The sequence below is a fragment of the Pseudomonas sp. EA_65y_Pfl2_P74 genome, assembly GCF_963970575.1.
Classification (GTDB): Bacteria; Pseudomonadota; Gammaproteobacteria; order Pseudomonadales; family Pseudomonadaceae; genus Aquipseudomonas; species Aquipseudomonas baetica_A.
Genome location: NZ_CAXAOQ010000003.1, coordinates 184,588 through 211,014, shown reverse-complemented (window position 1 = coordinate 211,014; position 26,427 = coordinate 184,588). Strand labels below are relative to the sequence as shown.

The 26,427-nt window shown below is 59.1% G+C and carries 18 protein-coding genes; 8 read left to right on the top strand and 10 right to left on the bottom strand.

The genetic code is table 11. From position 1 onward, the window contains the following. Positions 1–170 precede the first annotated feature (170 nt). From AACY18_RS03575 to AACY18_RS03555, 5 genes are read left to right on the top strand one after another with little or no spacing between them, the layout of a single operon-like run. Positions 171–3,668, top strand: a complete 3,498-nt coding sequence (locus AACY18_RS03575; protein WP_339464290.1) for a response regulator — start codon at positions 171–173, stop codon at positions 3,666–3,668. Then, positions 3,668–4,501 carry a CheR family methyltransferase gene (locus AACY18_RS03570; protein ID WP_339464288.1) on the top strand — a complete coding sequence of 278 codons (834 nt, stop codon included), beginning with the start codon at positions 3,668–3,670 and terminating at the stop codon, positions 4,499–4,501. The genes AACY18_RS03575 and AACY18_RS03570 overlap by 1 nt, the downstream gene beginning before the upstream one ends. Beyond that, positions 4,498–5,091, top strand: a complete 594-nt coding sequence (locus tag AACY18_RS03565; RefSeq protein ID WP_339464286.1) for a chemotaxis protein CheB — start codon at positions 4,498–4,500, stop codon at positions 5,089–5,091. The genes AACY18_RS03570 and AACY18_RS03565 overlap by 4 nt, the downstream gene beginning before the upstream one ends. Next, positions 5,085–6,299 (top strand): hybrid sensor histidine kinase/response regulator, encoded by a 1,215-nt coding sequence (locus AACY18_RS03560; protein ID WP_339464285.1) that lies wholly within the window; start codon positions 5,085–5,087, stop codon positions 6,297–6,299. Before AACY18_RS03565 ends, AACY18_RS03560 begins: the two co-directional genes overlap by 7 nt. 44 nt (positions 6,300–6,343) lie before the next feature. Further along, complete coding sequence (locus AACY18_RS03555; RefSeq protein ID WP_221729806.1) at positions 6,344–6,721, top strand: response regulator; 378 nt, start codon at positions 6,344–6,346, stop codon at positions 6,719–6,721. A gap of 113 nt (positions 6,722–6,834) precedes the next feature. On the opposite strand, the gene AACY18_RS03550 is transcribed toward AACY18_RS03555, so the two are convergent. From AACY18_RS03550 to AACY18_RS03540, 3 genes are all read right to left on the bottom strand, one after another. Further along, on the bottom strand, positions 6,835–8,505 hold the full coding sequence (locus AACY18_RS03550) for a response regulator (protein WP_339464284.1): 1,671 nt from the start codon (positions 8,503–8,505) through the stop codon (positions 6,835–6,837). After that, on the bottom strand, positions 8,502–10,004 hold the full coding sequence (locus tag AACY18_RS03545; RefSeq protein ID WP_339464283.1) for an ATPase domain-containing protein: 1,503 nt from the start codon (positions 10,002–10,004) through the stop codon (positions 8,502–8,504). Before AACY18_RS03545 ends, AACY18_RS03550 begins: the two co-directional genes overlap by 4 nt. A gap of 110 nt (positions 10,005–10,114) precedes the next feature. Beyond that, complete coding sequence (locus AACY18_RS03540; protein WP_339464282.1) at positions 10,115–11,170, bottom strand: tetratricopeptide repeat protein; 1,056 nt, start codon at positions 11,168–11,170, stop codon at positions 10,115–10,117. Positions 11,171–11,342: 172 nt separating this feature from the next. On the opposite strand from AACY18_RS03540, the gene AACY18_RS03535 reads away from it, so the two are divergent. The 3 genes from AACY18_RS03535 to AACY18_RS03525 are packed head-to-tail and all read left to right on the top strand — an operon-like array spanning position 11,343 to position 14,653. Further along, on the top strand, positions 11,343–13,478 hold the full coding sequence (locus AACY18_RS03535; protein ID WP_339464280.1) for an FUSC family protein: 2,136 nt from the start codon (positions 11,343–11,345) through the stop codon (positions 13,476–13,478). Then, positions 13,468–13,668, top strand: coding sequence for a DUF1656 domain-containing protein (locus AACY18_RS03530; protein ID WP_339464278.1), 201 nt, complete (start codon positions 13,468–13,470; stop codon positions 13,666–13,668). Before AACY18_RS03535 ends, AACY18_RS03530 begins: the two co-directional genes overlap by 11 nt. A 4-nt stretch (positions 13,669–13,672) precedes the next feature. Then, positions 13,673–14,653 (top strand): HlyD family secretion protein, encoded by a 981-nt coding sequence (locus tag AACY18_RS03525; RefSeq protein WP_339464277.1) that lies wholly within the window; start codon positions 13,673–13,675, stop codon positions 14,651–14,653. Positions 14,654–14,711: 58 nt separating this feature from the next. Here the strand turns inward: AACY18_RS03525 and AACY18_RS03520 are convergent, their stop codons facing one another. From AACY18_RS03520 to AACY18_RS03490, 7 genes are all read right to left on the bottom strand, one after another. Further along, positions 14,712–16,133 carry a TolC family protein gene (locus AACY18_RS03520; protein WP_339464275.1) on the bottom strand — a complete coding sequence of 474 codons (1,422 nt, stop codon included), beginning with the start codon at positions 16,131–16,133 and terminating at the stop codon, positions 14,712–14,714. Then, a complete protein-coding gene (locus tag AACY18_RS03515; RefSeq protein ID WP_339464274.1) occupies positions 16,130–19,309 on the bottom strand; it encodes an efflux RND transporter permease subunit in 3,180 nt (1,059 codons plus the stop codon). Before AACY18_RS03515 ends, AACY18_RS03520 begins: the two co-directional genes overlap by 4 nt. A 15-nt stretch (positions 19,310–19,324) precedes the next feature. Continuing rightward, positions 19,325–20,578 (bottom strand): multidrug efflux RND transporter periplasmic adaptor subunit MexE, encoded by a 1,254-nt coding sequence (mexE, locus tag AACY18_RS03510; RefSeq protein WP_339464272.1) that lies wholly within the window; start codon positions 20,576–20,578, stop codon positions 19,325–19,327. Positions 20,579–20,851: 273 nt separating this feature from the next. After that, positions 20,852–22,591 carry a dipeptidase gene (locus AACY18_RS03505; RefSeq protein WP_339464270.1) on the bottom strand — a complete coding sequence of 580 codons (1,740 nt, stop codon included), beginning with the start codon at positions 22,589–22,591 and terminating at the stop codon, positions 20,852–20,854. A gap of 196 nt (positions 22,592–22,787) precedes the next feature. Beyond that, a complete protein-coding gene (locus tag AACY18_RS03500) occupies positions 22,788–23,759 on the bottom strand; it encodes an FAD:protein FMN transferase (protein ID WP_339464312.1) in 972 nt (323 codons plus the stop codon). Then, positions 23,749–25,929: a PepSY domain-containing protein gene (locus tag AACY18_RS03495; RefSeq protein WP_339464269.1), complete on the bottom strand. Its 2,181-nt coding sequence runs from the start codon at positions 25,927–25,929 to the stop codon at positions 23,749–23,751. The genes AACY18_RS03500 and AACY18_RS03495 overlap by 11 nt, the downstream gene beginning before the upstream one ends. 24 nt (positions 25,930–25,953) lie before the next feature. Next, the gene (locus AACY18_RS03490) at positions 25,954–26,424 is read right to left on the bottom strand and encodes a DUF2271 domain-containing protein (protein ID WP_339464268.1); all 471 of its coding nucleotides are present in this window, start codon (positions 26,422–26,424) and stop codon (positions 25,954–25,956) included. Positions 26,425–26,427: the final 3 nt, after the last annotated feature.

Below are 26,427 nucleotides of genomic sequence, written 5' to 3'. Positions count from 1 at the left end.
GATCGATACAAAAAAGATTAGCTGCATACGGGCGAGCAAGGATAACTGTTGGCGTGACGCAAGACGCGGGCATTTGTAGGAATTTGCTGCTCAAACAGTCAGAAAAATAGATCCACCTTGCCGTTTTGGGGCAAACTCTGTGATTTTCAACAGTTCGACAAGGCTGCCACATGTCCTCTCCGTCTTCGGTTGATGAGCAACGGTTCCGCAAACTCCTGAGTCGCAACGTCAGCCTGCCGCTGGGTGTTGGCGTGCTCAGTGCGGTGTTCTTCGTGTCGCTGATCACTTATCTGCTGTCGGTCATCCAGTGGGTCGAGCACACCGACCGCGTGATCAATAACGCCAACGAAGCGGTGAAGCTCACCGTGGACCTGGAAACCGGCATGCGCGGTTTCTTGCTCAGCGGTGATGAGCATTTCCTTGATCCCTACGAAACAGCCAAACCGCGAGTCAACGTGGCGCTCGAAACCTTGCTTGAGTTGACTGCCGACAACCCGGTGCAGACTGATCGTTTGCGTCGTCTTCAGGCGTTGCAGACCGAGTGGGCAAACTATGCAAAATCGATGATCGATTTGCAGCGTTCCAGCGGTGACTATAAAGCGGCGGTCCAGGCCGGGCGCGGCAAGCGCCTGACCGACGAGATCCGCAAGCAGTTCGAAGACGTGATCGACATGGAGCAGCAGTTGCGTGCCTCGCGCAACGAAGACGTGCGCCACACCACGATCTGGAGCATTACCCTTTATCTGCTGTTTGTTGCCGGCATCAGCGGGCTACTGGCTTATATCGGTCGTCGTGATTTGCTCAATCTGTCCAACAGCTACAGCGCCAACCTCGCCGCGCAGCAAGCGAGTGCCAAGCGTCTGGAGCAGCAAGCATGGTTGCGCAACGGCCAGACCGAGTTGGCCGAGCAGGTGCTTGGGCAACTGACACTCAATCTATTGGGTCGCAATATCCTGCAGTTCTGCGCGCAATACCTGGGCACTGCCGTGGCGGCACTGTACGTGCGTGAGGAGCACGGCGGTTTGAAGCGCGTGGCAACTTACGGCTTCTCCCGCGAGCAGGAAGGGCAGGAACAGTCGATTTACAGCGGCGAAGGCATCGTGGGTCAGGTGGCGCAGCAAGCGCGACTGATACGCCTCGATTCGGTACCCGCCGATTACTTCAAAGTCAGTTCTGGTCTGGGTGAAGGCCTGCCACATAGCGTGCTTGTGGTGCCAACCAGTGACGATGAACGGGTCAACGGCGTGATCGAGTTGGGCTTTTTGCGTCCACTCACCGATCGTGATATCGAATTGCTGGAGCTGATTGCCGGCAATATTGGCACGTCCATCGAAGCCGCACGCTACCGTCAACGCTTGCAGGAAGTGCTGGCCGAAACCCAGCAGCTCAACGAAGAGTTGCAGGTGCAACAGGAAGAGTTGAAAACCGCCAACGAAGAGCTGGAAGAGCAGTCACGGATCCTCAAGGAATCCCAGGCGCATCTTGAAACCCAGCAAGTGGAGCTTGAGCAGACCAACGAGCAGCTCGCAGAACAGGCACACGCTCTGGCCGAGCAGCGTGATGCCATGGATCTGAAGAACACCGAATTGAATCAGGCTCAGGTGCAACTCGAAGAGCGCGCCGAAGAGTTGCAGCGTTCGAGCAAGTACAAGTCCGAGTTCCTCGCCAACATGTCCCACGAACTGCGCACGCCGTTGAACAGTTCGTTAATCCTGGCCAAATTGCTCGCAGAAAACCCACAGGACAATCTCAGTGCCGAACAGGTCAAGTTTGCCGAGTCGATCTACTCTGCCGGCAATGACTTGCTCAACCTGATCAACGACATCCTCGATATCTCCAAGGTCGAGGCCGGAAAGCTTGAAGTGATTGCGGAAAACACCAGCGTGGCGCGTCTGGCCGACGGCCTGCGCAGCGTGTTCGAACCCATGGCGGCAGATAAGCGACTGACGTTCAGCGTCGATCTGCTCCCGGATGCGCCGACGTTGTTGTTTACTGACCGCCAGCGTTTGGAACAGGTGATCAAGAACCTGCTGTCCAACGCCTTGAAGTTCACCGAACAGGGCGCTGTCAGCCTGACCATCAGCGGTCAACCCAACGATCACATTGCCTTCATCGTGCGTGATTCGGGTATCGGTATTGCGGCGGATCAGCAGGAAAGTATTTTCGAGGCGTTCCGTCAGGCTGATGGCACCACCAACCGCAAGTACGGCGGCACCGGTCTGGGCTTGTCGATTTCCCGGGATCTGGCGACGCTGCTGGGCGGCTCGATCAGCGTCAGCAGCGTGCCGGGGCAGGGCAGTGTCTTCACACTGGTGTTGCCGCAGCAATACAACGAGTTCAGTGAAGTCTCGACCGAGCTTCTGACGTTCACGCCGCCGCCACAGACATCGACGGCGGCATTGGCGCCTGCGGTGGTGGTTTCGCCCATGGCTGCGCAGCCTATCCCGCGTTTTGCCGATGACCGCAATAACGCGCCATTCGCCACCCGCTGCATTCTGGTGGTGGAAGATGAACCGAACTTTGCGCACATCCTCTACGACCTGGCCCACGAACTCGGCTACCAGTGCCTTGTAGCCCATGGCGCGGATGAAGGTTATGACCTGGCGAAAGAGTTCGTGCCGGACGCGATCTTGCTGGACATGCGTCTGCCCGACCATTCCGGGCTGACGGTGCTACAGCGCCTGAAAGAACACGCCGAAACCCGGCACATCCCGGTGCATGTGATTTCGGTCGAAGATCGTGTCGAAGCGGCGATGCACATGGGCGCCATCGGCTATGCGGTCAAACCGACCACCCGTGAAGAGCTCAAGGACGTGTTTGCCCGTCTCGAAGCCAAACTGACCCAGAAGGTCAAACGCGTGCTGCTGGTCGAAGACGACGATTTGCAGCGTGAAAGCATCGCTCGGCTGATCGGTGATGACGATATTGAAATCACCGCTGTCGGTCTGGCGCAGGACGCGCTGGAGCTGTTGCGCACGACGATCTTCGACTGCATGGTCATCGACCTGAAGCTGCCTGACATGCTCGGCAACGACCTGCTCAAGCGCATGTCCACCGAGGATATCTGCTCGTTTCCGCCCGTCATCGTCTATACCGGGCGCAACCTGACCCGCGACGAAGAAGCCGATCTGCGCAAGTACTCGCGCTCGATCATCATCAAGGGCGCGCGCTCGCCGGAACGCTTGCTCGATGAGGTGACACTCTTTCTGCACAAAGTCGAATCGCAGTTGTCCCATGAACGGCAGAAGATGCTCAAGACGGCGCGCAGCCGCGACAAGGTCTTCGAGGGACGCAAAGTGCTGCTGGTGGACGACGATGTGCGCAACATTTTCGCCCTGACCAGTGCGCTGGAGACAAAAGGTGCAGTCGTGGTGATCGGTCGTAACGGTCGCGAAGCGATTGAGAGGCTGAATGAAGTCGAGGACATCGACCTGGTGCTGATGGACGTAATGATGCCGGAAATGGATGGTTTCGAAGCCACCATTGAAATTCGCAAGAATCCGCGCTGGCGTAAACTGCCGATCATTGCGGTGACGGCCAAAGCCATGAAGGACGATCAGGAACGCTGCCTGCAGGCGGGCGCCAACGATTATCTGGCCAAGCCCATCGACCTGGATCGCTTGTTCTCGTTGATTCGCGTGTGGTTACCGAAGATGGAAAGGATTTAGTGGAGCGCGAGAATTCAGTGCATCGAAATAGCGAAATCGAATTACGGTTGTTGATTGAGGCGATCTACCTCAAGTACAGCTATGATTTTCGCGACTATTCAGGCGCTTCGATCAAGCGCCGGGTACAACACGCGTTGAGCCAGTTCGAATGCGCAACGATTTCGGCATTGCAGGAAAAAGTCCTGCACGACCCGACCGCGTTCATGCAACTGCTGCAATTGCTCACTATTCCGGTCAGCGAGATGTTTCGCGATCCGTCGCACTTCCTGGCGATTCGCCAGGAAGTGGTGCCACTGCTGAGGACTTATCCGTCGATCAAGATATGGATCGCCGGATGCAGTACGGGCGAGGAGGTCTATTCGATGGCGATTTTGCTGCGCGAAGAGGGCCTGCTGGATCGGACGATCATTTACGCCACCGATATCAATCCGCGCTCGCTGGACAAGGCCAAGCAGGGGATTTTCTCGATGGAGAACGTCCGTGCGTACACGGCCAACTATCAACAGGCCGGTGGCCAGCGATCATTCGCCGACTATTACACGGCCGCTTATGGCTACGCGATTTTCGACAAAAGCCTGTGCGAGAACGTGACGTTTGCCGATCACAGCCTGGCCACTGACAGTGTGTTCTCCGAAACCCAACTGATCTCCTGCCGCAACGTGCTGATCTACTTCAACAAGAAACTCCAGGATCGGGCGTTCGGACTGTTCCATGAATCACTTTGTCATCGTGGGTTTCTGGTGTTGGGCAGCAAGGAGACGCTGGACTTTTCCAATTATGCGAACAAGTTCGAAGCGCTGGTCAAACAAGAACGGATCTACCGCAAATCATGAGCGACGCCGTGACATTACCTCGAATCGAGGCCATTGTGATCGGTGCTTCCGCCGGTGGCGTGGAGGCATTGCTGGCCTTGCTGGGGCCATTGCGAGAGGGGTTTGTGCTGCCGATTATCGTCGTGTTGCACTTGCCGCAAGAGCGCCGCAGCCAGTTGGCTGAAGTCTTCTCCCGACGTCTCGGCATGCCGGTACAAGAGGCCTGTGACAAACAGAGCATTGCTGGCGGCACCGTGTATTTCGCCACGCCGGGCTATCACCTGTCGGTGGAACAGGATCGAAGCCTGTCTTTGAGCCTTGAAGAGCGCGTGCATTATTCCCGGCCCTCGATCGATTATCTCTTTGAATCCGCGGCCGACGTCTACGGGCCGGCACTGGCTGCGGTGTTGCTGACCGGCGCCAATCACGATGGCGCGCGCGGACTGGCGCAGGTCAAACGTCTTGGCGGGCTGACCATCGTCCAGGACCCCGCTGACTCGCAGGTCGCCACCATGCCTCAAGCTGCACTGAACGTTCTGCAGCCGGATCATGTCCTACCCATTCACGGCATCGGCCGTCTGCTAGTCGAGCTGGAACGAATCGCATGCTGAGTAATATTCAAGCCAAACTGCTGATCGTCGACGATCTGCCCGAGAATCTGCTGGCCCTCGAAGCGCTGATCAAGCGCGAAGACCGCACGGTCTACAAGGCGCTCTCGGCTGACGAAGCGCTGTCGCTGTTGTTGCAGCATGAGTTCGCGATGGCCATTCTCGACGTGCAGATGCCGGGCATGAATGGCTTCGAACTGGCCGAGTTGATGCGTGGTACCGAGAAAACCAAGAACATCCCGATCATTTTTGTCAGCGCTGCCGGCCGTGAACTGAACTATGCGTTCAAAGGCTACGAAAGCGGGGCGGTGGATTTTCTGCACAAGCCGCTGGATATCCACGCGGTGAAGAGCAAGGTCAACGTTTTCGTCGACCTGTATCGCCAGAGCAAGGCCATGAAGCAACAGGTCGAAGCGCTGGAGCAGGCCCGCCGCGAGCAGGAAGCGCTGCTGCAAAAACTGCAGAGCACCCAATCGGAACTTGAGCAAGCGGTGCGGATGCGTGATGACTTCATGTCAATCGTCGCCCACGAAGTGCGCACGCCGCTCAACGGCCTGATACTCGAAACCCAGTTACGCAAGATGCACCTGGCGCGCGATAACGCCGCCGCGTTCGCACTCGACAAGATGCACGCCATGGTCGACCGCGACGAGCGGCAGATCAAAAGCCTGATCCGGCTGATCGAAGACATGCTCGACGTGTCGCGTATTCGTACCGGCAAGCTGTCGATCCGGCCGAACCGTTTTGATCTGGTGCAACTGGTCAGCCACCTGCTGCAAAATTTCGCGCAGCAGATTGAAGCAGCGGAAACCGAAGTGTCTTTCACCGCGTCAGAGCCGGTAGAAGGCAGTTGGGACGAGTTCCGAATCGAGCAAGTGATTTCGAACCTGATGACAAACGCTTTGCGTTATGGGGGCCGAAGTCCGATTCAGGTGCGGGTTTACCGTGAGGGTGACGAGGCGAGGGTCGAAGTTCAGGACCATGGAATCGGTATCAGCGAGGAGAACCAGAAGCGTATCTTTCAACAATTCGAACGGGTTAGCGCCAAGACGGTAGTGGCCGGGCTCGGATTGGGTTTGTTCATTTCCGAGCAGATCGTCGCCGCCCATGGCGGTTCCATCGTCGTCGAGAGTCAAATCAACGAGGGCGCCCTGTTTCGCGTTTGTCTGCCGATCGAGGAAAACGGCAAACCCGACGCAACCTCTGAGTGACCGCACGGTCGTATCAGCAGCTATTGACCGAACAAAGGCTTCCCATGAGCGTAGATGCACAAGATGTAGTACTTATCGTCGAAGACGAACCGAATATCTTGATGATTCTTTCCATTTATCTAAAGGATCAAGGGTATCGCGTGCTCGAGGCCGAAAACGGAGAGCAGGCGTTCGAAATCCTCGCGAGCAAGCCACATTTGGACCTTTTGATCACCGACTACCGCTTACCCGGCGGCATCTCCGGCGTGCAGATCGCCGAGCCCGCCGTGAAGTTGCGACCTGATCTGAAGGTGATTTTCATCAGCGGCTATCCGCAGGAAATCCGCGAAACCGGCAGCCCGATCACACTCAAGGCGCCGATTCTGGAAAAACCGTTCGATCTGGATGTGTTGCAGGAGAAGATTCAGGAGTTGCTGGCTTGAGCCACGCTCGTTGAACTGAATCCGCACGAGAAGCTGCCGCAGGCGCCGATCTTTTGATCTTGTTGTTCAAAGTCAAAAGATCGGCGCCTGCGGCAGCTTCTACTTTTCCGTGTTCAGTTTTTGATCATCTCGCGTACCTTGGCCGTCAGCAGATCAAAGGTGAAGGGTTTGGTGATCATCTGCATGCCCGAGTCCAAAAAACCTGCACGTACGGCCGCATGCTCGGCGTACCCGGTGATAAACAGGACTTTGAGCCCCGGTCGGTATTGCCGGCCGATCTCCGCCAGTTGCCGTCCGTTCATGCCTGGCAAGCCGACATCGCTGATCATCAGGTCAATACGCTGAGGTGAGTTGATAATCGGCACCGCAGCGTCGGCATCCGCGGCCTCCACATAGGCGTAACCCAACTCACTGAGCACGGCACTGACCAGCAAGCGAACCGCCGGGTCGTCCTCGACGATCAGCACGGTTTCGCCATCCATTGCATGCGGGGCCTGGAGGGTATCGCGGGCGGGGTGCTCACGTTCTTCACCGCGAAAGCGCGGCAGGTAGAGGTTGACGGTGGTTCCTTCATCGATTTCGCTGTCGATCGAGACATGTCCACGCGACTGCTTGCTGAAGCCATAAATCATCGACAGGCCCAGCCCGGTGCCTTGCCCGATCGGCTTGGTGGTGAAAAACGGATCGAATGCACGGTTGATCACGCTTTTGGGCATGCCGCTGCCGTTGTCGGTGACGCTCAACATCACATAATCACCGGGTTCAAGATTGGGATAGGCCTCGGTGAACTCACGGTGCAGCACCTGATTGCTCGTCTCTACCACCAGTTTTCCGCCCTCGGGCATGGCGTCGCGGGCATTGATCACCAGGTTGAGCAGGGCGCTTTCCAGTTGGTTGGGATCGGCCTCGGCGACCCACAGTTTGTCGTCCAGGCGCATGTCCAGATGAATGCTTTCGTTGAGGCTGCGTTGCAGCAGTTCGCCCATCGACAGCACCAGGCTATTCATCTGCACCGCTTTGGGGTCGAGCGACTGCCGACGCGAAAACGCCAGCAGACGGTGAGTCAGGCCGGCGGCGCGGTTGGCAGAGGTCACGCCTAGATCGATCAGGCTGTCGAGGTCTTCGGTGCGCCCTCGGGCCAGGCGTCGGCGCAGCAGCTCCAGGCTGCCGATGATCCCCGTGAGCATGTTGTTAAAGTCGTGGGCGATACCGCCAGTAAGCTGTCCGACGGCTTCCATTTTCTGCGACTGACGCAATGCTTCTTCGTTATGGCGAAGCTGCGCGGTGCGTTCTTCGACTTGTTGCTCAAGGGTTTCGAGGGTTGATTGCAGGCGGCGTTCGCTTTCGCTCAGGTCGATCAGGCGGTCGCGGGCTTCGTACTGTCGACGTCGACCGCGCAGGGCAGTCGAAACCATGCTGACTAGCGTGGCCGGATGAAACGGGCGTTCAAGAAACGTGACGTTGCCCAACTGGCTACTGAGGTGCGAGGAGGGCGCTTGTTGCTGCCCGCCATGGTGGGTGAGCAATATGATCGGCAGGTCCGACCACGCCGGTTGTTGTTCCAGATACACAAACAACGCTTCCAGCTCTGGCCCATGCAAGGCTTCGGCAGCGATCAGCAGCAGGCCGGCACCTTGCTCAAGCTGAGCGCACAGCGAGCCAAGATCGGGTGTGATCAGGCCGCCGTAACCGGCCTCGTTGAGGATCATCAGCGCAATTTGGCTGTCGCGGCCCACCGGTGCCAGAATCAGCGCCTGTTCGGCCAGCGGCATGGTCTGCGTCACAAGTTATCTTCCGAAAGCAAAGGTTTGCTCGCACCAAGGTAGGTCGGCACACCGCGCAGTACGCCTTGAAAAGCGTCCAGCGGTTCGCCGATGGTCATGCCTTGCGACGAAATACGGTATTCGCGGATTGTCGATTCATGGCTGCCGGTACGTTTCTTGATGATCGAGATTGCCCGGCGAACTTTGCCGATCGCTTCGAAGTAGCGCAAAAGGATCACCGTATCGGCCAGGTAAGTGATATCGACTGGCGCCTGCATATCGCCGACCAGCCCATGCTGGGCGACGGTCATAAACGTCGCGGCACCTTTGCGGTTCAGGTACAGCAACAATTCGTGCATGTGCAGCACGAGGGCGTTCTCTTCCGGCATCGCGGCTTGGTAGCCATTGATGCTGTCGATCACCACGGTTTTGATATTGCCTTCATCGACGCATCGGCGCACACGATGAGAGAACTCGCCGGGCGACAGTTCGGCGGCATCGACCTGCTCGATCAGCAGATTGCCCGTGGCCTGTAAGGCCTTGAGGTCGATGCCGATGTTTTTCATGCGCTCGAACAACAACCCCAGCTCTTCATCAAAAATAAAAAGCGCTGCTTTCTCACCGCGGGACACGGCTGCGGCGGCGAAAATCATCGAGATCAGCGATTTACCGGTACCCGCTGGACCAAGAATCAAGGTGCTGGAGCCCGCTTCAATGCCCCCCCCGAGCAGGGCATCCATTTCCTTGATGCCGCTGGTCAATTGCAGGCGCGCATAGTCGCCGCGGTGTTCGGCGGCCACGAGTCGAGGGAACACATGCACGCCGTCGCCCATGATGGTGAAGTCGTGGAAACCACCACGGTACTTCTGGCCGCGATACTTGACCACGCGAATGCGGCGGCGCTCGGCACCGTAGTTGGGTGTGATCTCTTCGAGACGAATCACGCCGTGGGCGACACTGTGTACGGTCTTGTCGAGTGATTCGGTGGTCAGGTCGTCGAGCAGCAAGACCGTGGCGTCGTAGCGTACGAAGTAATGCTTGATCGCCAGGATTTGCCGGCGGTAGCGCAGGGAACTTTGCGCCAGCAAACGAATTTCGGAAAGGCTGTCGAGTACCACGCGTGTCGGCTTGAAGCGTTCAACCACTTCAAAAATCTGCTTGGTCGCTTCGCCCAGTTCCAGGTCGGAGGAGTACAAAAGGCTCTGCTGGTGCTCGGCATTGAGCAGGCTTTCAGGCGGTGTCAGCTCGAAAATTTCAATATTGTCATCAAGCTCCCAGCCGTGGGAGAGCGCCCCTTGGCGCAACTCACGCTCGGTCTCGGACAGCGTAATGTACAAACAGCGTTCGCCGGCGAGTGCGCCTGCCATAAGAAAATGCAGAGCGACCGTGGTTTTGCCGGTTCCGGGCTCACCTTCGAGCAAGAACACATGTCCGCGAGATAAACCACCGGCCAGGATGTCGTCCATACCCACAATGCCGGTAGCGGCTTTTGCACTGATCAACGCGTTAGATGTAGACAAAAAATGCCCTCTCATGACTAGGGGAGTCGAGGCGCTTTATCGAAAGCGGTCGCCTGATCTACTTGACCCCTTGGCGAGATGGCGGTTCAGAATTTTCTTTGAACGCTCGTTCAGAGCCCTTGCTGCAACGCGGGATCGTCGGGGTTCAGTTGTTCGAGTTGGGCCAGCAGAACCTGCACATTCTGCAGTTGGCCGCTCTCTTTCCAGTAATTGATCAGCAACACCCGTGCTTTGCGATCAGCGGGATGACGCTGAACGATTTCCTGCAACTGCTTTTGCGCGGCCTCCAGTTCCTCGGCGCTGTGCAGAGTGGTGGCGAGGTCGTAGCGGTAATCCTTGTTGTCAGGTTCCAGTTCGACCGCTTTGGACAAGCCGAGCAGGGCGTATTCACGCTGACCGTGGTGCAGCAGCCAAAGACCGAGGGCATGTTGCAGATACGCGGAGTCTGGCTGGGCCTTGAGCTGTCGGGCGAGTAATTGTCGGGCGGCGTCAGTCTGTCCCTGGCGGTCAAGCACATCGATCTGCATGACCAGCGCCTGCAGGTTGCCGGGTTCCAGACGCAGCGTATTGTCCAGTGCAATCTGAGCGTTTTTGAGTTCAGCGTTATGGATGTAAAGGCGAGCCAGTTGCGCATAGTTGGCTGCACTTTCAGGTTGGCCCTTGAGCACTTGCTCCCAGCCGTCAATCGCCTGCTGCAGCGGCGCGAAGTACAGGCCTAGCTCATCAGGCGTCAAACCGAGCAGGGCGTTGATCGCGGCAAAACGGACGGTTTGATTTTCATCATCAAGCATCGGCCCCAGCAACAGGCTGCGTTCACCGCCCGGAACCAGTCCAAGCACACTGTTGATTGCCGCTGCACGCACCTTGGGCGATTTGTTCTGCAGGTCCGCATCGGCGAGTTTCAAGGCCAGCGGACTGGGGTAGTTAGCCAGTTCGTCATGCAGCCAGACGCGTCGCTTGACCGACAGATCGGCACGCCCCAATTGTTGATACAACTGACGTGCCGCGCCCGCTTGACCGGTACGGGCGGCGCTCAGCGCTTCGCTGTAACCGTGCCTGATCGCGTCCGGGATCACCGGGGCGCTGCTGCGCAGGGATAACCAGGCCACGGTGATGACCAGCACGAGGCCAAGGCTGATGAGCAGGTAACGGCGGGACTTGAGCATGCAGGATTCCGAAAACAGGCGAACTTGAGCGCAGCGGCAAGCTTCGGTCAGCCCGGCCTGTGAGTCAAACCCGATACATGCGAATCGGCCTACAAGTCGCGTCGACTCTGTGAGTCGTGAAGTTTTCAAGGCAGTGTCTACGCTTGGAGGAGTTGTTTCGACGAGTGTGCCCATGCAAGCCCTGCTCAATTACTTCAAGGCCGTGATACATCCCGGTCAGGCGATCCTGCTGTTTGCCTTGCGCACCATCGCGGCGGGGTTGCTGACGCTGTATCTGGCGTTTGTGTTCGATCTTGACCAACCCAAGTGGTCGATCATGGCGGTCGTCATTGTCAGCCAGCCGCTGGCAGGGATGGCGTTGGCGCGCAGTTTCGGTCAGGTGATCGGTACCACCCTGGGGGCGGCCGTCGCGGTGTTGATCATGGCGATTTTCCCGCAGGCGCCGCTGCCATTCATTACCACGCTGGCCTTGTGGCTGGCCTTGTGCACGGCAGGCGGCACCTTGCTGCGCTACACCAGCTCCCAGGCATTTGTACTCAGTGGCTATACCGCTGTGGTGGTGGCATTACTGGCTATTCCCAATCAGGACGGCACCTTTCTATTGGCCATCACCCGCGTCACCGAGACCCTGCTGGCCGTGGCGTGTGTCTGTGTGGTCAGCTTGCTCACGGCGCGCCCGGAAGCCGTGGCCAAGGGGTATTTCGCCAAGGTCGACCAAGTGATCAAACTCGTCGCCAGCCACGCCGCTGCAGTGATTCGCACAGAAGAAAGCGAAGCCCAATTTCAGCGCCGACAAATGCAGTTGCTCGGTGAAATCAGCGTCCTTGAAGGGCTGCGGCGCCACCTGTATTTCGACGCGCCACGATTGCGCAGTGCCAACAATCTGGTGCTGCTATTGGGCAACCAGCTGATGTTGCTGACGTCTCGGTTGACCGCATTGAGGCATCAGCGCGAACTGCTCACCGAGCGCTGGGAGGGCGATTTGCCGCAGAATGTCCAGCGCCTGCGTGCCGCTGAACTGGCGCTTCTCGATCAGTTGGCGGAGCAGGGGAGGTCTATGTCTGCCGAGACGCGGCATCACTTCGTCACGCTGCAACAGCAGTTCGAAGCATTGGCTTACCAGACTGAACAGTTGACCGAAGACCTGAGCGCCCCCCTGCGGTCACTGGCTTGGGCGTTGCGCTGGGAGCAGGCGCGGCTATTGCAGCAACTGGAGCAAATACTGGAATTGAGCGACGCGATTCAGGAGGGGCGCGAGGCCAGTTGCCTTTATCGCGGTCAGGCCAGCCCACTGCATCTGGATTTCACGCTGGCCACCATGAACGCCATACGAGCCTTCACCGCCTTGCTGGTGGCCGGGCTGATCTGGATCGAAACGGCCTGGGACGGCGCTCGGGGCGGGATGATTCTGGTAGGGATTCTTTGTTCGCTCATGGCGACTTTCCCGCGACCGCTGATGGCCGCGCAAAGTTATGCCCGTGGATTGGGGTTGGCACTTGTGGTCTCGGCGGTCTATCAGTTCATGCTGGTGCCGGCGATCAGCGATTTCGAGTTGCTGGCGTTGATACTTGCCCCTCTGCTTTACGTGATCGCGGTGGGTTTGGCGAGCCCGGCGACTGCCGGAATCGGTATGGGCCTTGGGCTGTCGAGTTTTCTTCTCCTCGGCCCACAGAATGTCGGCACCGGGCAGAACACGGCCATTCAATGGTTCGAGTTTGCCGGTGCTTACGTCAGCGCGGCGATGCTGGCGCTGATCGTCTATGCGTGGATTTTTCCGTTTCGCCCGGTCTGGCGAGTTCGCCGGTTGTATCACGAGGCGCGCGAGCAGGTTTATGAACTGACCAAAACACCGCCTACCGACCAACAACAATTCGCCTTCGAAAGCCGCATGGTTGATCGCCTTACCAGCATGCTTGGCTTGTTGCCGGCAACAAATGACCGCGCCATGCAGCAGCTATATGAAATCAGTCTGGCGTGCGTAGCCTTGGGTGTGGCCACCCACCAACTCAGGCAGCAGGCGCAGAACAATGCACTGCTGACGGATGCGTTCAGCCAGCGCTTGTCTTCAAGCCTGCGCAAGACCGGGCGCTTTGTGGCGGGTCGCCACGACGCACAACTGGCGCCGTTGCTGGTCAAGCTGCACGGGTTGGGGGATGAGCTGGATGATTTGCACGTCGCCAGTCATGAACATTTATGGTCGGTGTTCCGCATGCGTGTAGCTTTGATGATCGTCGTTTCATTCCTTGAGCGCCATGGCGAACAGTTGCAACGTAATGCCCCGGAAGGAGAGCCAGCCCTTGCCCATTGATTTCGAGATTGGCGGCGTTTATCTGCCACCGATTGCCCAGGCCCTGTTGCTGGCCATACCGATATTCATGTTGCTGGACTGGGTTTTGCGCCGACTGGGGGTGATGCGACGGGTCTGGCATGAAGCACTTTTTGAGGGCGCGTTGTATGTCTGCGTCTGTGCCACGCTGATTTTGCTGATGGGAGCCTGATGCCTTGAAAGTGTTACTTGCTCGATTGACGACGTTGGCGGTGGTGATACTGGCAATCGTGCTCGGCTGGTTTGCCTGGGAGCATTACACCCGCGCGCCGTGGACCCGGGATGCCCGGGTGAGGGCGGACGTGGTGACCTTATCGGCTGATGTTTCGGGACGCATCGTCAGTCTGGCGGTGCAGGACAATCAGCATGTCGACAAAGGCCAGCTGTTGATGGAAATCGATCCGGCACGCTACCGCTTGGCGGTAGAGCATTCGCGGCGCGCGGTTGAAGTGGCAAAGGCCACACTGGGGCAGTCGCAAGCCGCGATTGTTGCCAGTGAAGCACTGCTCAAACAGCGTCAAAGCGAAGAGCGCCGGCGGCGTAAGCTCAAACAGGGCTTTGCCATCTCCGGGGAGGAATGGGAAAAATCCAGTACCGATGTGGCTGTTGCCCAGGCTGATCTGTTGCGCAATCAGGCCAATCTCGGGCTGGCCGAAGCCAACGTGCAATTGGCGATTGCCGCACTGACTCAAGCGCAACTGGACCTGCAGCGTACTCGTGTCGAATCGCCGGTCAGCGGCTATGTCACCAACCTGTTGACGCGTCAGGGTGATTACGCGGTGGCCGGTGGGGCGCTGTTGGCGCTGGTCGACAGTGATTCGTTCTACATCAGCGGCTATTTCGAAGAAACCAAACTGCCGCGAATCGAGGAAGGCGATCGGGTGCGGGTTCAGTTGATGAGCGGTGAAACCTTCGGGGGCACGGTGCAGAGCATCGCCTTCGCCATCGCCGACCGTGAAAACGCCCCGGGCAGTCGCCTGCTGGCCAACATCAATCCGAGTTACACCTGGGTAAAACTGGCGCAACGGGTGCCAGTACGGATCGAAATCGACGGTGACTATGCCGGCAAGAACCGCTTGCGGGCAGGTACCACCGCCACAGTCACGATTCTGGAAAACAAAAAAGATCAGGCACAAAAAAGCCCCGCGACCGAATGATACGCGGGGCAAAAAATTTGGTTGGTTGCGGCCAACCAAAGGAGCTCTTTAACAACTCTTACTGAATGGCGACTGTCTCTGGCTGCCAGCCACCCCCCAGCGCCTTGTAGATCGCGACGATGCCGCGATACAAATCGACTTCGGCCTGGGCCTGGCTGTCTTCGGCATTCAGACGTTCACGTTGGGCGTCGAGCAGCACGAGGAAGTCCGTCGTGCCTTCGCGGTAACGAATCTCTGCCAGGTCAGCGGCCTTGCGGCTCGATTCACTCTGACGGATCAGCGAGATCAGGCGTTGCTGGCGTTTGCCGTAATCGCTGAACGCGTTTTCCGACTCTTCCAGTGCCAACAGCACTTGTTGCTCGTAGGTCGCCAAGGCGCCTTCGGCATCCGCATCGGCGCCGCGCAAGCGCGCTCTAACGCTGCCAAGGTCGAAGGCTGCCCACGTAATGCTAGGGCCAAGTGCCCAGGCACTGGCCGCCGAAGAACCGATCTGCGAGCCGCGCCCGGCCGTCCAGCCGAGGAAACCGCTGAGGCTGACCCGTGGGAACAGGTCTGCTTTGGCCACGCCGATCCGCGCCGTGGCCGAGGCCAGCTTGCGTTCAGCGCTGAGGATGTCCGGACGGCGTTGCAGCAGTTCGCCCGGGTTCCCGATTGGGAGGGCCTTGGCAATCGCCGGCAAGTCTTTTGGACTCAGATCGACGGTCAGCTTGTCCGGACGCTCACCCAGGAGGGTGGCGATACGGTTTTTCTGTCGAACCTGTTCCGCCTGCAGTTGCGGCACGCTGGCTTCGACCGAGGCCAGACGCGCATCGGCACGTTCGACATCGAGCTGATCGCCAACGCCGGCGTCACGCAGGCTGATGGTGATCTTGCGCGACGCCTGCTGGTTTTTCAGATTGGCCACGGCGATCTTTTCCCGCAGTTGGGCGCCGCGCAGTTGACCGTAGGCGTCCACCAGTTCGGCAATCATGGTGACTTGCAGTTGGTAGAGATCGGCCTCGGCGGCCTGTTGGTCGGCGTCGCTGGCTTCCAGATTGCGCTGGATGCGACCGAACAAGTCCAGCTCCCAAGCCATGTCCAGGCCCAGGTCATAGCGTTCGCTGCTGACCCGTTTGGTGGTCTGACCGGGAATCTGCCCCTTGGCCAGATCACTGCTGGCGCGGCTGGTAATGGTCGGCATTGCGTCGTTGCTGGCGTCGTCGCGGATCGCTCGGGCGGCTTTCCAGCGGGCGAACGCCACGCGCAGTTCTCGGTTGCCTTGCAGCGATTGGGTCACCAACTGGTTGAGAGTCGGATCGTCGAACTGCTGCCACCAGATGCCTTCGAATTTCGAACGGTCAAAGTTTTTTTGACCGTTGGCGCCGTCGGTGGCGGTCGTGATGTTGGCCGCTTCCGTCGCCGGGGTCTTGTAGTCGGGACCGACGGCGCAGGCGCTGAGTGCCAGCACCAGCAGGCTCGGCAGGAAGACTTTCAGACTCATTGTTGCGCCTCCAGTTTCAGAGCTTTGGCCGCTTTGCGCGCTTCGCTGCGCTCGACAAAGTTGCGAATCAGTACGTAGAAGACTGGCGTCAGCAACAGACCGAAGAAGGTCACCCCGAGCATCCCGGAGAACACCGCTACACCCATGGCGTGACGCATTTCGGCACCGGCACCGCTGGAGAACACCAGGGGCACCACGCCCATGATGAACGCAAAGGAGGTCATCAGGATCGGCCGCAGACGCAGACGGCAGGCTTCCAGTACCGCCGCCAGCGGGTCGAGCCCCTCCAACTGTTTATCCTTGGCGAACTCGACGATCAGAATCGCGTTCTTGCAGGCAAGCCCCACCAGTACGATCAAGCCGATCTGGGTGAAGATGTTGTTGTCACCGCCGGAGATGATCACACCGGTGATGGCCGACAGCAGGGTCATCGGTACGATCAGGATCACCGCCAATGGCAGGCTCCAGCTTTCGTACTGAGCGGCGAGCACCAGGAACGCCAGCAGTACACAAAGCGGGAACACGAACAGCGCGGTGTTGCCGGACAGAATCTGCTGGTAGGTCAGGTCGGTCCATTCGTAGGTCATGCCGTTCGGAAGTTCATCCTTGAGCAGTTTCTCGATGGCTTTTTCCGCTTGGCCCGAGCTGTAGCCGGGAGCAGCTGCACCGTTGATTTCCGCAGTGATGAAACCGTTGTAGTGCATCACGCGATCGGGACCTGAGGTGTCGCTGACCTTGATGAAGGTCGCCAGCGGGATCATTTCGCCTTTGTTGTTGCGCACTTTCAATTGGCCGATCTGATCGGACTCGAGGCGGAACTGCTGCTCGGCCTGAACGTTGACCTGATAGGTGCGGCCAAAACGGTTGAAATCGTTGGCATACAGCGAGCCCAGGTAGATCTGCAGGGTGTCGAAGATGTCGCTGATCGCCACGCCGTGGGTCTTGGCTTTTTCGCGGTCAATGGCGGCATCGACCTGCGGCACGTTCACGGTGTAACTGGTGAACAGGCCCGCCAGTTCCGGCACGTTGCGGCTCTTGTTGATGATGTTCATGGTTTCTTTGTACAGCTCGTCGTAGCCCAGGTTGCCCCGGTCTTCGATTTGCAGACGGAAACCACCAATGGTGCCCAGACCTTGTACCGGCGGTGGCGGGAAGATCGCCATGTACGCTTCCTGAATGTTGGCGAACTGGCCGTTCAAGGCTCCGGCAATTGCACCGGCGGACATGCTCGGGTCTTTACGTTCGTCGAACGGTTTTAGGGTCACGAACACGATGCCGGCGTTCGGGCTGTTGGTGAAGCCGTTGATCGACAGTCCCGGGAACGCTACAGCGCTTTGCACCCCTGGCTGTTTCAGGGCCAGATCGGACATGCGCTTGATCACGTCTTCGGTACGATCCAGGCTCGCAGCGTCCGGCAGTTGCGCGAAGGCCACCAGGTATTGCTTGTCCTGGCCGGGTACGAAACCGGTCGGGGTGCTGGAGAAACCGAAGAAGGTCAGCACCATCAGGCCTGCGTACAGCAGCAGGGCGATGCCGCTGCCACGGATGACCCGGCGAACGGTACCAACGTAACCATGGCTGGCCTTTTCAAAGAACCGGTTGAACGGACGGAACAGCCAGCCGCCGAAGATCTTGTCCAGCAATTTGGAGAAGCGGTCTTTCGGCGCGTCATGACTTTTCAGTAATACAGCGGCCAGTGCCGGCGACAGGGTCAGCGAGTTGAACGCCGAGATCACGGTCGAAATCGCAATGGTCAACGCGAATTGCTTGTAGAACTGCCCGGTGAGACCGGAGATGAACGCCGCCGGAACAAACACCGCACACAGCACCAGTGCCGTGGCAATGATCGGCCCGGTCACCTCACGCATGGCGCGCTTGGTGGCTTCGACCGGCGCCAATCCGAGTTCGATGTTCCGTTCGACGTTCTCCACTACCACAATGGCGTCGTCCACCACGATCCCGATGGCCAGTACCAGGCCGAACAGCGACAGGGCGTTGAGCGAGAAGCCGAACAGGTGCATCACCGCAAACGTACCGATCAACGATACCGGCACCGCCACCAAAGGAATGATCGAGGCGCGCCAGGTCTGCAGGAACAGGATCACCACCAGAACCACGAGGATCAGCGCTTCGAAGAGGGTGTGAACCACCGCTTCGATCGAGCCACGCACGAAGATCGTCGGGTCATAGACGATGCTGTAGTCCATGCCTTGCGGGAAGCCTTTCTTCAGTTCGTCCATCTTCGCCCGGACTTCGTTGGAGATGTCGATGGCGTTGGAGCCTGGGCGCTGGAAGATCGGGATCGCGACGGCGGGCTGGTTATCCAGCAACGAACGCAAGGCGTATTGACTGGAACCCAGTTCGACGCGGGCGATGTCTTTGAGGCGGGTGATTTCACCGTCATCGCCTGCGCGAATGATGATGTTCTCGAACTCTTCCTCGGTGACCAGGCGGCCCTGCGTGTTGATCGACAGCTGGAAACTCTGGGCGTTCGGGGCAGGGGGGGCGCCCAGTTGGCCGGCAGCGACCTGACGGTTTTGTTCACGAATCGCGGTGACGACATCGGTGGCCGTCAGATTGCGCGAAGCGGTCTTGTTCGGATCGAGCCAGACCCGCAGCGAGTAGTCGCCCATGCCGAACAGTTGCACGTCACCGACACCGTTCAGACGAGCAAGCTCATCCTTGATGTTGAGGATGGCGTAGTTGGACAGGTAGAGCATGTCGTAGCGCTTGTCCGGCGAGGTCAAGTGCACAACCATGGTCAGGTCGGGCGAGGCCTTGTCGACGGTGATACCGATGCGCGTCACTTCCTCGGGAAGTTTCGGCTCGGTGCGGGTCACCCGGTTTTGTACCTGCACCTGCGCGTTGTCCAGGTCAGTGCCCAGGGCGAAGGTGATGGTCAGGGTGATCTTGCCGTCAGCGGTCGATTGCGAGGACATGTACAGCATGTTCTCGACACCGGTAATGGCCTGCTCCAGCGGAGCGGCCACGGTTTCACCGATGACTTTAGGGTTGGCACCCGGGAAGTTGGCACGTACCACGACGGTCGGCGGAACGACTTCCGGGTATTCGCTGATCGGCAATTGAAACAGCGAGATCGCACCGGCGATCAGGATCAACAGCGACAGCACCGCTGCGAAGATCGGCCGTGAAATGAAGAATTGGGAAAAATTCATCGGAGTTGTCGTCCCTTAACCGCGTGGGGTCGTAGCAGCCAGCTTCGCAACCGAACCGGACGCACCTTTGGCAGGGGCGTCTTTAGGCGGGTTGCTGGCTTCCAGCGCTTGACGTTGTTGTGCGAGTGCCGCGATGGTTTGTTCGCTGGCCATCGGCACCACTTCAGGGGTGACCGGTGAGCCAGGACGTACCCGTTGCAAGCCCTTGACGATGATCGTGTCGTCCTTGTTCAGACCGGTACGGACGATGCGCAGGCCTTCGATCTTCGGACCGAGTTCGACGGCGCGATAAACGGTGTTGTTGTCCGCGTCCATCACCAGTACGAACTTCTTGCCCAGGTCGGTGCCCACCGCTTCATCGTTGATCAGCATGGCGTCGTAGGTGCCGCTGCCGACCAGTTTCAGCCGTGCATACAGACCCGGGGTATAGAGGCCGTCGCTGTTGTCGAATACCGCGCGACCACGAATGGTGCCGGTCTTCGGGTTGACCTGGTTGTCGACGAAGTTCATGTGGCCCAGGTGCGGGTTGCCGTCTTCATTGGACAGGCCCATATACACCGGGGTGCCGGCCCCGCGCTGACCCTGGCGGGCGAGTTGGGTGTATTTGAGGAATACGCGCTCGTCGGCGTCGAAGTAGGCGTAGACCTTGTCGGTGGAGACCACACTGGTCAGTGGCGTGACGTCGGCGGTCACCAGGTTGCCGGCGGTGATCTCGGCACGGCTGACACGGCCGGTGATCGGCGACGTGACGCGGGTGAAGCTCAGGTTCAGTTTGGCCAGATCCAGTTGCGCTTGCAGCGCACCGACGGCGGCGCGGGCTTCTTTAGCCGCGCTGGTACGCGAATCAGCCAACTCGGCGGAGATGGCGTTGCTGGTACGCAGACGCTCGCCACGAGCCGCCTCGTTTTCACTGCGGGTGGCGTTGGCGCGGGATTGGGCGACCAGTGCTTCGAGGCGGCGAACCTCGGCCTGGAATGGGCGCGGGTCGATCTGGAACAGCAAGTCGCCTTTCTTGACCAGCGCACCTTCGGTGAAGGCGACGTCGTCGATCTGGCCGGAGACCCGTGGACGGATTTCAACGGTTTGCGGCGCTTCGAGGCGCCCGGTGAATTCATCCCACTCGTTGACCGGTTGTTCCAGCACCTTGGCCACGCTGACTTTCGCAGCAGGCGCGGCGGCGGCAGTCTCCGGAGTCTTGCCGCAAGCGCTCATCACCAGCACGGCCAACATGGCCAAGGGGAAGCGCAAATGTTTGAGTGACTGTTCCATGGATTGATCCGCCAATGTATTGAAGATGGGCGGATGATGCTGGGCGGGGGTGGGATGGCACGAATCGAATGAAGCAAAGGTAACTATCATTCGGAATGATATAAGGGCCGAGTGAGCCCTCTAGCATGCACCTTTCGTTAGGTGGCTATCAATCATCGCTGATGGCAAATTTTTCTTGCCGGCAGTGCAATGTTCGACGCTGAGGCTGAGCGGCGGGGATTATGTGGCGATTAAAAAGACGAACCCGCCACGGCGGCGGGTTCGAGATTGCAATCAGAGTGTTGGCAACTGGCCGATGCGGCCCATCATTTCCGTGACGATTTGCAGATCCAGCTGGAATTGATCCACGGTCTTGAACTCGCCATCGGTATGGCCGGTGTACTTGACGTCTGGCCGCGCCAGGCCGAACTGCACGCCGTTGGGCAACTCATGCACCGAGGTCGCTCCTGCTGAAGTGCCGAACTCGTGTTTCATGCCCAGGTTCTCAGTCGCCACAGCCAACAGCGCCTTGACCCATTCACCTTCGGGATTGCGGTACATCGGTTCGGCGACCGAATAGTCGAAAGTAACGGCAACGTGGCTGTTCTTGCTCCAGGCTGCCAGTTTCTCAGCGATTTCGGCCTTGAGTTTCTCGGGTGATTTGCCTTTTGGAACCCGCAGGTTGACCGCAAGCTTGAAGGTGTTGTCATCCATCGCGACATAGGTCAGCGACGTGGTCAGCGGGCCCATGAAGGCGTCGGAGAAGCCAACACCGAGTTTGTTGCCCAGGTAATCCAGCCCCCAGTTGTCAGCCGCGTAGCGGGCAGCATCGGTGATGTGGTTGTGCTTGAGCGCGACCTTGCCATCAAGGCTGTTGATGAAGTCGAGCATGCGCGCCACCGGATTGACCCCGGACTCGGGTTCGGAGGAGTGGGCGGACACGCCCGTGACCGTCAACTTGACGTCTTTGCCGTCGACCTTGCTGCTGATCTGGAAATCGCCGCCATTGCGTTTGGCGTATTCGGCGCCGGCCTTTTGCAGGCTGGCCGCCAGCTCAGCGGGCTGGTCAGTGACCAGTGTGGCAACCGACGCCGAAGGAATCTGATTGGTCGCCAGGCCTCCCGTCATCGAGATGATTTGCGCGCCTTTGCCCTCGGCCTGACGCTTGGCAAAGTGGGCCATGACCGTGCCGTAACCTTTCTCGGCAATCACCACTGGATAACCGCCATCCAGCGCCAAATTGTACTTGGGCGTTGGATTGCGCTCGAAGTAGTAGGGAATCGCGTCGCCAGTGGTTTCTTCGGTGGTGTCCACCAACAACTTGAAATTGCGCGCCAGCGGCAGCTTTTCTTCCTTGATCACCTTCATCGCGTAGAGCGTGACGACGATGCCGTTCTTGTCATCTTCGGTGCCGCGGCCATACATGCGGTCACCGATCAGGGTGATCTTGAATGGATCAAGACGGGTGCCGTCCTTCAGTACCCAGTTTTCCGGCGTCACGGGCACTACGTCAGCATGGGCATGAATGCCGACGACTTCATCGCCGGTGCCTTCGAGGGAAATCTCATAGACCCGGTTGTCGATGTTGCGAAAGTTCAGGTTGAAAGACTGGGCGAGGCCCTTGATCTTTTCGCCGATCTTGATGAATGCCGGGTTGTCGTGCTGGGCAACGCCGTCCTTGCGAAAGGTCGGGATTTGGACCAGGTCGCGCAGCGTCTCGGTGGCTGCCGCGCTGTATTTCACGCGTGCATAGAGGCCGAGCAGGCGATAGATCTCGTTCTGTTGTTCAGCCGTCAGGGTTTTATTGTCGAGAAACGCGCCGATGGCCGGGCCGATGTCGGCCGTTTTGGCCAGGTCGCTCTTGGCCAGGTCACCGAGGAACTGGCGGAAATCCGTGACCGAACCGGTGCTGAAGGTCTTGAGGATTTCAGCGCTCTGTGGCGGGGTGATGTTGGCCTGAGCCGGCACCGTGAATAGCGACAATGAGGCCAGCATCAGCGAGGTTGCGGCCAGATTCTTGAGAGGGAAATTCATGACTCGGGGGCATTCCTTTGCAGGGCAGTTGATAAGACGTGTCTCAGCGCTGAGACACATGCATTTACAAACTAACACTGCAGCGGACAGGCACGGGAGTCCTGAAACGGGATCTGTCGCACAGGACGGTAAAAACGACGCACAAGCGAAAGAGCGCACTTAATGAGCCAACAGGCTTTAACTGTCATTGCGCCGTTTACACCGCTAGAGGCTGTATCTGCGTTTGAAGCTGGCCGCTGACGACGGATATTTCTTTGAATTGGTCGCGGTCGCGCTGAATGAACAAAGCGTCCAGGCCGCGTGCCTGTGCCACGCGTGGACCTTCGATGTCGCCCAGAACCATCAGTGCCGTCGCCCAGGCGTCGGCAAGCATGCACGAGGAAGCCGTCACCGTGACGGACGCGAGTGAGTTGGCCAAGGGGGCGTCGGTCGCCGGGTTCATGGTGTGTGCGTAGGATTGCCCCCCTATATCGACCCAGTGTCGATAGTCACCGGACGTGGCGATGGCACAGTCGCTGAGTTCCATCACCCCCATGACTTCGCGCACACCGCGACAGGGTTTCTCGATGGCTACGGCCCAGGGTTGAGCATCAGGTTTGACGCCCCTGGCGCGCATTTCACCGTCGATGCCGACCAGATAGCAGGTGATGCCGAACCCTTCCAGACAGCGAGCCAATTGATCGACCCCGAAGCCTTTGGCGATGCCGTTCAAATCAAGATTCAGCGGCGCACGTTTGCGAACCTGATTGCGTTGCAGATCAACCTCTAGTGCTTTGCTGGCGGACAGTCGAGGTTTTGGCGAGTCGGTACCGAGCATCTGTTCGGTGATCGAGGGTTCGTCGGGGCCGAATCCCCAGGCCTGCACCAGATCTCCTACAGCGATATCGAAGGCGCCATTGGACTGTTGACTGACCCGCAGCGCGGCGGCCAACACCGTGGTCAGCTCCTGAGGCACCGACAGCCATTGCTGCTCGGCAGCGGCATTGAGGCGGTTTAGATCGGAATCGGGCTTCCAGGTCGACATCTGCTGATCGACCCGGTGTACCGCATGGGCGAGGCCCAGGCCGATCTCGTCACAATTGATCCCGGGCTCGGCATAGAACAGGGCCGTGTAGCGGGTGCCCATGGTTTCGCCGTTCAAACGGTAGCGTTGCGTATCAGTAGACATCTTCACGGTAGCGTCCTTGTGCCTTGAGCGTGATCACGCTGAGGTTGAGCGGTGCCAAGACCTCATCCAGCGCCTGCATCACCCCTTTGGCCATTTCTCGGCTGCCACACACCAGCACTTGTGCGCCTTTTTCAATCAAATGGCGCAACGCGAGTGCGTCGCTGATCAACCGGTCTTGCACGTAACTACGATCCTGAACCTGGGAAAAAACGGCGCGCAGGGCGGTGAGGCGCCGGTCTGCCAGATAACGGTTGAGCTCCGGTTCGTAGAGGAAGTCGGAAGCGGGGTTGCGTCCGCCCCAATACAAGTGCATCGGGTGCCGCGCCTTGTTGTTGCGGATAAAACCGGCCAGTGGGCCAATGCCAGTACCGGCGCCGATCAGAATGACCGGGTGGGTCCCGGACGCCGGCCGAAATTGCGGGTTGGGCTGGATAAACGCTTCGATCGTCGCACCGATGCTCAAACCATGCAGGAACTGAGAGCAAACGCCGCCTTCATGTTTGCGTACGCAGATCTCCAGAACGCCGTCTTCTGCGCTGCTGGCCAGCGAATAAAAACGCGGAACCGCGCTGCCCGGCGGGACAATGCCGACCAGGTCGCCGGCCTGAAAGCTCGGCAGTGAGCTGGCTGCCTTGAAGCGCAGGACGTGAGTGGGGGCATTGACTTGCTCGCCATAGGCGATGCATTCGGTCAGGACCAGTTGCTGGGTGCGCGGGTGGCTGGGGCGGTGAACCAACGTCAGTTCGTGACCCAGCACGTCGCCCAAGGCCGCGCCCCAGCGAGCAAATTCCTGTGGAGACTGACGGTTGACCGTTTCCAGTCCCAGCAACGGCGAACCGCCGGCTTGTTCCATCGCTTGTTGAACCTGATGGGCGTACTGACAGAATTGCGCAAACTGCCTGTCCCCCAAACCCAGTACCGCAAACGGCTGGCCAGGCGTGAGGCCGACCTGGCTCAGTTGCGTGAGAAACTGTGACGCCGAGGCCGGAGCGTCGCCGTCACCGTGGGTTGCGGTGAGGATGAGTATCCGCTGAGCGCCGTGATAATCGGCTTTCCATTCATTGAGTGCGGCGCTATGGACTCGGTGGCCTGCCTGGTGCAAGGCGTCGTGCAGGGTTTTGGCAAATCCCCAAGTGCTGTTGTTTTCACTGCCCACCAGAATCACGCTGTCGGCGCAGTGAGCCGGGCTGTTGTGCTGGATCTTCGCGCCAGCCTTGCGCCGGCGCCACCAGAGCAGAATGCCGGTCACGCTCATTAACGGCACGCACAGGGCGCAGAGGCCAAGCGGCAGGCCCAGCCACCAGAGGCCTTCGCCGGTGTGCAACTGGTAAATCAGCTCGTAAAGGTTACGCATCGCGTCATGGGCTTGATAGGACAGCAAGTCGCCGTTGACCGGATCGACATAGCCGTCGCCCTGAGCGGTGCGCAGAGAGAATACGTCTTGCGGGTTGTCGGCACTCGGGTAGACCAGTTCACGCAGGTCATTCAGGTCGACGGCCTGCAGGGCTGGCAGGCTGGCCACAGGCAAGGCCGGGCCGGCGCTGATGTGAGTGGGGAAGGCCGGCTCGTTCTGAGTGCCGTCGGCGATCAAACCGAACGTGGTGCCGGACATGTATAGCCCGCTCACGGCCGACAGCAGCAGCCCGAGCAAGGCCAGGCGCCCGACTTCGGCGTGCCAGCGCTGGCTGAAGGTGCCGCGCAGTGGTCGCAGAAGATTGCGCCAGCCACCCAGACGCCGCGCCAGCAACAACGCGCCGGACACCGACAGGATCAACATGAACAGCGCACCGACGCCCGACACCCCGTGACCGGGTGTCCCGAGGAACAGCGAGCGATGCAGGTCTTTGACCCAGCGCGAGAAGCCGGACGGCTCGTAAGGCGCCAGACCCTGGCCTGTCAGTGGATCGACCTTTTCAGCGCCGGAGCGCCCATCCTGGCGGTAATAGACGATGACCGTCCCGGACGCTGTCCGCTGGATTTGCTCAACCCCCGGAAAATGGTCGGCGACGCGCCCGGCCAACTGGCCGACGCTGAGCTGCCCGGCAGCGGTTGAAGTGCTGTGCAGGCGTTCCAGCGCAGGATCAACGGACAATATGGCGCCGCTGATGGCCAATAACATGACCAGCAGAGCGGCAATCAGACCGGGCAGTGAGTGGAACTGGCGAAGCATGTTCGGCCTCCAGAGTGGGCGGTACTACAGGTCGTAGGTAAACGAATCGACATAGGTGCTGCCAGTCACCGGCTGCCCCGAACCCTTTGAGGTCAGCGGCACACTGATGTCGGCTCGGCCTTCGCGCTTGTCCTCGACGGCACTGTCGATCCGGATCTGATACCCGGCATCAATCAAGGCGTCTGCCAGTTCAACACTGACCTTCAGCGTGCGGCCGCTGCCGACACTGGCGCCGCTGACGCCGTCAAATTCGCTGCGCTGCATGCCGCTGCCACGGGCCCAGTCGGTCAAGTGGCGGTAGTACTTGGCCTTCTTGCCAGCGACCCAAAGGGTTTTTTGGTATTGGCCATTGGCATCTGTGACATAAATCGCCAGGTACGCATCGTTGCCGCTGTAGTTTTTGAGCTGGGTGGTCAGCGTCACTTCACGCGCCTGGGCCAACCCTGGCAGAGCAATGGCACCAATGAGACAGCCTGCTGCGATGATTTTTTTCATGTG

Bases quoted from the DNA above. Each gene is read 5' to 3' on its own strand.
- AACY18_RS03575 (WP_339464290.1), top strand. From the start codon at position 171: ATGTCCTCTCCGTCTTCGGTTGATGAGCAACGGTTCCGCAAACTCCTG.
- AACY18_RS03565 (WP_339464286.1), top strand. From the start codon at position 4,498: ATGAGCGACGCCGTGACATTACCTCGAATCGAGGCCATTGTGATCGGT.
- AACY18_RS03560 (WP_339464285.1), top strand. From the start codon at position 5,085: ATGCTGAGTAATATTCAAGCCAAACTGCTGATCGTCGACGATCTGCCC.
- AACY18_RS03555 (WP_221729806.1), top strand. From the start codon at position 6,344: ATGAGCGTAGATGCACAAGATGTAGTACTTATCGTCGAAGACGAACCG.
- AACY18_RS03540 (WP_339464282.1), bottom strand. From the start codon at position 11,170: ATGCTCAAGTCCCGCCGTTACCTGCTCATCAGCCTTGGCCTCGTGCTG.
- AACY18_RS03535 (WP_339464280.1), top strand. From the start codon at position 11,343: ATGCAAGCCCTGCTCAATTACTTCAAGGCCGTGATACATCCCGGTCAG.
- AACY18_RS03520 (WP_339464275.1), bottom strand. From the start codon at position 16,133: ATGAGTCTGAAAGTCTTCCTGCCGAGCCTGCTGGTGCTGGCACTCAGC.
- AACY18_RS03515 (WP_339464274.1), bottom strand. From the start codon at position 19,309: ATGAATTTTTCCCAATTCTTCATTTCACGGCCGATCTTCGCAGCGGTG.
- mexE (WP_339464272.1), bottom strand. From the start codon at position 20,578: ATGGAACAGTCACTCAAACATTTGCGCTTCCCCTTGGCCATGTTGGCC.
- AACY18_RS03505 (WP_339464270.1), bottom strand. From the start codon at position 22,591: ATGAATTTCCCTCTCAAGAATCTGGCCGCAACCTCGCTGATGCTGGCC.
- AACY18_RS03500 (WP_339464312.1), bottom strand. From the start codon at position 23,759: ATGTCTACTGATACGCAACGCTACCGTTTGAACGGCGAAACCATGGGC.
- AACY18_RS03495 (WP_339464269.1), bottom strand. From the start codon at position 25,929: ATGCTTCGCCAGTTCCACTCACTGCCCGGTCTGATTGCCGCTCTGCTG.
- AACY18_RS03490 (WP_339464268.1), bottom strand. From the start codon at position 26,424: ATGAAAAAAATCATCGCAGCAGGCTGTCTCATTGGTGCCATTGCTCTG.